7 protein-coding genes are annotated in these 5,710 nt (G+C 60.7%); 4 read left to right on the forward strand and 3 right to left on the reverse strand.

Going from position 1 to position 5,710, the window contains the following annotated elements; genetic code table 11:
* Positions 1-112: 112 nt before the first annotated feature.
* Positions 113-808, reverse strand: coding sequence for a 4Fe-4S dicluster domain-containing protein (locus EOC06_RS31230; protein WP_128309595.1), 696 nt, complete (start codon positions 806-808; stop codon positions 113-115).
* An 89-nt stretch (positions 809-897) separates the two neighbouring features.
* Positions 898-2,472: a trimethylamine methyltransferase family protein gene (locus EOC06_RS31235; protein WP_128309596.1), complete on the reverse strand. Its 1,575-nt coding sequence runs from the start codon at positions 2,470-2,472 to the stop codon at positions 898-900.
* A gap of 274 nt (positions 2,473-2,746) precedes the next feature.
* Here EOC06_RS31235 and EOC06_RS31240 point away from each other — a divergent pair, with 274 nt between their 5' ends.
* The gene (locus EOC06_RS31240) at positions 2,747-3,445 is read left to right on the forward strand and encodes a B12-binding domain-containing protein (RefSeq protein ID WP_126069400.1); all 699 of its coding nucleotides are present in this window, start codon (positions 2,747-2,749) and stop codon (positions 3,443-3,445) included.
* An 83-nt stretch (positions 3,446-3,528) separates the two neighbouring features.
* Here EOC06_RS31240 and EOC06_RS31245 read toward each other — a convergent pair whose 3' ends face one another.
* A complete protein-coding gene (locus EOC06_RS31245; RefSeq protein WP_023812312.1) occupies positions 3,529-3,669 on the reverse strand; it encodes an entericidin A/B family lipoprotein in 141 nt (46 codons plus the stop codon).
* 64 nt (positions 3,670-3,733) lie between these two features.
* Between EOC06_RS31245 and EOC06_RS31250 the strand changes: the two genes are divergently transcribed.
* From EOC06_RS31250 to EOC06_RS31260, 3 genes are all read left to right on the forward strand, one after another.
* Positions 3,734-4,363, forward strand: coding sequence for a DUF1638 domain-containing protein (locus EOC06_RS31250; RefSeq protein WP_128309597.1), 630 nt, complete (start codon positions 3,734-3,736; stop codon positions 4,361-4,363).
* Positions 4,364-4,478: 115 nt separating this feature from the next.
* On the forward strand, positions 4,479-5,054 hold the full coding sequence (locus EOC06_RS31255) for a DUF4893 domain-containing protein (RefSeq protein WP_128309598.1): 576 nt from the start codon (positions 4,479-4,481) through the stop codon (positions 5,052-5,054).
* 93 nt (positions 5,055-5,147) lie between these two features.
* Positions 5,148-5,710: formyl transferase (locus EOC06_RS31260; RefSeq protein WP_128309599.1), on the forward strand; the 563-nt coding region annotated here is incomplete at its 3' end.

Raw genomic sequence — 5,710 nt, forward strand, 5'->3', positions numbered from 1 at the left:
GGGTTGCATCGGCCTATTCATCAAGTCATCAGATGACTTGATGAATAGGCTTGCTTCTAACTGTCGTCAAGATGCTCATCGAAGCGAACGAGCACCACGCAATGGGAATGGATCAGTTGGTGGCTCGTGCGAAGCTCGCCATGTGGAAGGCCTGAACCTCCGGCGGATAGCGATACTTCGTGCCATAGGGGCACGCATTGCGATCAAGGCAGCCGCCGCTGCGGCACGGTCCGCCATTCGGCCCCCGCACATGCGCCAGGCAGGATTGATAGGCGAACCCTTGCGCGGAATAGGCGTCGGCCGGGCAGGATTTCAGGCAGGGTTTCTCGACGCAGCTATCGCAAAGGTGGATCGCCTCGCGAACCGCCGGTAGCGCGATCTCGTTATCGAACAGCAGCGCACCGCGATAGGCATGCCATAGCCCGTAGCGCGGATGCATGAGGATGCCGAGCGGCGACGGCTTCAGTCCCTCCGCCCGCATCGCCCATTGCTGGAACGGCAGATAGGGCTTGTCCGACGGAGAAATCGCCCGTGCGCCAAAATCCTGCGCCACAGCGCCGATAACCTCTCGCGACCAGTTGTCGAGAGGATTGGCGATTTGCCCCGGCTGGCTTTCGCGCCAACGACGGAAATGCGGCCAGGGTGCCGCGCCCGCCTGACCTACCAGCAGGACGGCCGCTGCCGGCGCACCCGATGATCCCGTTGGTGGCGCATCGCCTGGCGTAAAATTGAAGCCGCCACGAAGAACAAGGCCGTTGGCGTGAAGGGCCGCAGCAATGCCGTCAACGCTGCCGGCAAGCGCAATCATTCCTTCTTGACCGGATCGGAGAACGCGCTCCGCCAGACTTCCTTGTGGATGATGTTGGCGACTTTAGCCCCGCCTGATTCGGGCTCCTTTCAAGTGAAGGCGTCGGGCATCGACCCCTTCTTCTTGGCGATGAAGTCCTTCAACGCTTCGTCGATGCTCGCATCGAGATGCGGTGCCTCGTAGCTTTCCAGCCAGCGGCGGGCAAGTTCGTTGGCGCGCTGCGGCGCGGTCTTCTCGCCTTCGGCCAGCCACTGCTCGTAGGAATTGTTGTCGGCGATGTTGGAACGGTAGAAGGCGGTCTGGAAATTGGCCTGGGTGTGGTCGCAGCCGAGATAGTGGCTGCCTGGGCCGACCTGGCGGATGGCGTCCATCGCCTGGCCGTTTTCCGACAGGTCGACGCCCTCTGAGAATTTCTGCGTCATGCCGAGTTGATCGATGTCCATCATGAATTTCTCGTAGCAGGACGCCAGCCCGCCCTCGAGCCAGCCGGCCGAATGCAGCACGAAATTAGTGCCGGCCAGGATGGTCGAGTTCAGCGTGTTGGCGCTTTCATAGGCGGCCTGCGCATCCGGAACCTTGGACGCGCAGAGCGAACCGCCGGTACGGAACGGCAGGCCGAGACGGCGCGCCAGCTGTGCGGCGCCATAAGACACCAGCGACGGCTCCGGCGTGCCGAAGGTCGGCGCGCCCGACTGCATCGAGATCGACGAGGCGAAGGTTCCGAACAGAACTGGCGCGCCCGGACGGATCAGCTGCGTGAACGAGGCGCCGGCCAGCACTTCGGCCAGAACCTGCGTCAGCGTGGCGGCCACCGTCACCGGGCTCATCGCGCCGGCAAGGATGAACGGCGTGACGATGCAGGCCTGGTTGTGGCGCGCATAGACTTTCAGCGCGCCGAGCATGGTCTCGTCGAACACCATCGGCGAATTGGCGTTGATCAGGCTGGTCAGCACCGTGTTGTTCTCGACGAAATCGTCGCCGAACACGATTTTGGCCATGGCGACGGTGTCTTCGGCGCGTTCCGGCGCGGTCACAGAACCCATGAACGGCTTGTCGGAATATTTGATGTGGCTGTAGATCATGTCGAGATGGCGCTTGTTGACCGGCACGTCGACCGGCTCGCACACCGTGCCGCCCGAATGGTGGATCGACGGCGCCATATAGGCGAGCTTCACGAAATTCTGGAAATCCTCGATCGTCGCGTAACGCCTGACGCCATCGAGATCACGCACGAAGGGCGGACCGTAGACCGGCGCAAAGACGGTGGCATTGCCGCCGATCTGCACCGAGCGCTCGGAATTGCGGGCGTGCTGGGTGTAGACGGACGGCGCGGTCTTGAGCAGCGAACGGCACAGCCCCTTCGGAAAGTGCACGCGCTCACCCTTGACGTCGGCGCCGGCCTCTTTCCACAGTTGCAACGCCTCCGCGTCGTCGCGGAAGATGATGCCGATCTCCTCGAGCACCGTATCGGTGTTCTTCTCGATCAGCGCCAGGCCTTCCTCGTCCAGCACCTCATAAACGTTGATCTTGCGCTTGATGTAGGTGAGCTGCGTGCCCGGGCCACCGCCTGAACGTGCTGCCCGCCGGGCTGCAGCCCCGCCGCTGGCGCCGCGCCCACGTCGCGCGTTGGACGCTTCCTGATCGACTGCCGCGTGTTCGCTCATGGTGGCTCTTCCCTGAATCTGTTCTTGTCTGGAATCCATAGCAGCTGCCTCTCGCCGCTTCTTGCCAGATCGTAGCCATGCACCCTATTCGAAACGGCCCGCCAGCGCCAACGCCTGTCGCAAAATCGACAAGAATTCCAAGAGAGTTACGGTCGCTTTCCTTTTGCGGGAAGTCGCAAATCAGCTATGGATACATGCCCTCAGCGGGTTAGTTATGAACGCGAAGATGTGTGCCTTGCGACATGGTCGCGATGCCGGCAGGAGCTCGATACAAATGTCCGACGACGAGATCATCCTTTCCGAACTTTCCGATGACGAGTTGGTGCAGCAGATGCACGACGATCTCTATGACGGGCTGAAGGAAGAGATCGAGGAAGGCACCAACATCCTGCTCGAGCGCGGCTGGGTGCCCTATAAAGTGCTGACGGAAGCGCTGGTCGAAGGCATGCGCATCGTCGGCGAGGATTTTCGCGACGGCATCCTGTTCGTTCCCGAAGTGCTGCTTTCGGCCAACGCGATGAAGGCCGGCATGTTCATCCTGCGCCCGCTGCTCGCCGCCACCGGCGCGCCCAAGCAGGGCAAGATGGTCATCGGCACCGTCAAGGGCGACATCCACGACATCGGCAAGAACCTCGTCGGCATGATGATGGAAGGTGCTGGCTTCGACGTCATCGATCTCGGCATCAACAATGCGGTCGAGAAATACCTCGATGCGATCGAACAGCACCAGCCGGATATCATCGGCATGTCGGCACTGCTGACCACGACCATGCCTTACATGAAGGTCGTCATCGATACGATGAAGGAAAAGGGCATCCGCGACGATTATGTCGTGCTGGTCGGCGGCGCGCCGCTGAACGAGGAATTCGGCAAGGCCGTCGGCGCCGATGCCTATTGCCGCGACGCGGCGGTGGCGGTCGAGACCGCCAAGGACTACATGAAGCGCAAGCACAATGTGCGCGCTTCGGCCTGAGTGGCCAATTCAGAATGGACAATAGGAAGCCGCGCCTTGCAGCGCGGCTTTTTTGTTCCCAGATGAAGAAGTACGGGCGCGGATCAGGGATTGTTGACGGTGTCCTCGACCGCATTGGCGGTTGATTTGACGTCCTTGCCGACGCCGCGGACGGTGTTCGCACAAGCCGTGAGGGCCAGGGCGCAGGTCAAGATGGCTATTGGCGTGATGCGTAGCAGTTTCATGGACGGTGTCTCCCTCAATAGATAAATTAGCGCTACAGCAACGAAGGCCGGCTCGACGGGTTCCATGGCCAAGACGCAAAAAACGAAACCGAATCAAGACGACAGGCTGCTCGTTATCGCCTGTGGGATGATTGCGCGCGAAATTCTGGCCGTCAAGGAACAGCTCGGACTGGATCACCTCGACCTGACCTGCCTGCCGGCGGAATTCCATTTCTATCCGGACCGCATCGCTCCGGCCATGGACAAGGCAATCGAAAAGGCCAAGGCGGAAGGTTATACCAACATCTTCGTCGGCTATGCCGATTGCGGCACCGGCGGCCTGCTCGACCGTATCTGCGAAAAGCATGGCGTCGAGCGCATGGCCGGCCCGCATTGCTTTGCCTTCTATCAAGGCATGGAAGCCTACGCGAAAATCGCCGACGACGACATGATGTCGTTCTATATGACCGACTTCCTCTGCCGGCAGTTCGACGCTTTCTTCATGAAACCGCTGGGCCTCGACAAGCACCCGGAGTTGATCAAGGACTATTTCGGCAACTACGAGAAGCTGATCTATCTGGCCCAGACCAACGATCCGGAACTCGACAAGGTCGCCGAAAAGGCCGCCAAAATGCTTGGTCTCGTCTATGAACGCCGCGCAACCGGCTATGGCGACCTGACGGCCGGAATGGCGCAGGCGGCTGCACACGCCTGAAGCAATTCTTGACCCCGCTATGCTCTAACCCTGGGTGACAGGCCACCGAGAACGGGTAAGTTGTGCGCCACAAGGCAACAGGCCCTCCAGGCCATTCGAACGTGGAAACGCACCGATGACCCCTCGCCTCTTGATAGCCGCACTCGGTCTCCTCTGTTTCGCCATGCCCGCTCATGCCGATGGCGAGATACAGAAACTCATCACCCCGGCCGACAAGAAGCGGCTCGACAATTATGGCGAGACGCGCAAGGCGGCGCTTGCCGAGGTGAAAGCTGGAGATGCGGCCGAGGTCAAGCAACTCGACGCCTTGCTGGCAAGACCGCTGGTGGCCTTTTCCGACAAGGACCTGACCGGCAGTTGGCGGTGCCGCACCATCAAGGCCGGCGGGTCTTTGCCGCTCGTCATCTATGGCTGGTTCAAGTGCACGGTGACCGACGACGGTTCCGGCTGGCGGCTGGAAAAGATCAGCGGCTCGCAGCGCACCAAGGGCCGCTTCTTCGACGACGGCGAGAAACGCGCGATCTATCTCGGCTCCTTCTATGTCAACGATGATCCGGCAAAGCCCTATGGCAGCGGCCCGCAAACCGACCAGGTCGGCTATGCTTTCCGCAACAGCGCTAAGGAATGGCGCATCGAATTTCCGGCGCCCTACTACGAATCGAAGCTCGATATCATCGAATTCAAGCGCTGACGGTGTATCGAAGGCTGATCACCAAGGATTAACCCGGACGCCCTAGCATCCCGACCATTATCAAGAACGGGTTGCTTGGAGGGGGCAAGATCCATGGCAGCATCAGAATCCAGTACGCGTCCGATCGTGGTCGTCACCGGCGGCGGCCAGCATGTCTGGGCTATGATCAATGCAATCGCCGATCGCGTTGGTCCTGTCAGCGTCGTCCTCGAAACCCCTGAATCCAAAAAGCAATTGCTGCGGGGCCGGGCTCGCCGCCAGGGCTGGATCTCCGCCATGGGCCAGCTTGGCACGATGGTGCTGAGCAGGTTGGGCAAGCGATTCCTGGCCGGCCACAGCGCGCGCTTGATTGCCGAGGAGAAGCTGGAGGTTGAGCCGCGACCAGGCCAGGAGATCATACAAGTAGCCTCCGCCAATGGGCTTGAGTGCCTGCAGGCGATCCAGAAGATCCGGCCAGGCGTTATACTGCTCAACGGTTGCCGACTAATCTCGGCTGAGATGCTGAGCAAAATGCCCTGCCCGGTTCTCAACTACCATGCGGGCATCACGCCGAAATATCGCGGCATGAATGGCGGCTATTGGGCTCTGGTATCAGGCGATGCGCAGAATTTCGGCACGACTGTCCACCTCGTCGACGCTGGCGTCGACACTGGTGG

The sequence above is a fragment of the Mesorhizobium sp. M7A.F.Ca.MR.362.00.0.0 genome (genome assembly GCF_004023175.1).
In the GTDB taxonomy this organism is placed as follows: Bacteria; Pseudomonadota; Alphaproteobacteria; order Rhizobiales; family Rhizobiaceae; genus Mesorhizobium.

Excerpts from the sequence above, each read along its gene's own strand:
- EOC06_RS31240 (WP_126069400.1), top strand. The coding sequence starts at position 2,747 with ATGTCCGACGACGAGATCATCCTTTCCGAACTTTCCGATGACGAGTTG.
- EOC06_RS31235 (WP_128309596.1), bottom strand. The coding sequence starts at position 2,472 with ATGAGCGAACACGCGGCAGTCGATCAGGAAGCGTCCAACGCGCGACGT.
- EOC06_RS31245 (WP_023812312.1), bottom strand. The coding sequence starts at position 3,669 with ATGAAACTGCTACGCATCACGCCAATAGCCATCTTGACCTGCGCCCTG.
- EOC06_RS31255 (WP_128309598.1), top strand. The coding sequence starts at position 4,479 with ATGACCCCTCGCCTCTTGATAGCCGCACTCGGTCTCCTCTGTTTCGCC.
- EOC06_RS31250 (WP_128309597.1), top strand. The coding sequence starts at position 3,734 with ATGGCCAAGACGCAAAAAACGAAACCGAATCAAGACGACAGGCTGCTC.
- EOC06_RS31230 (WP_128309595.1), bottom strand. The coding sequence starts at position 808 with ATGATTGCGCTTGCCGGCAGCGTTGACGGCATTGCTGCGGCCCTTCAC.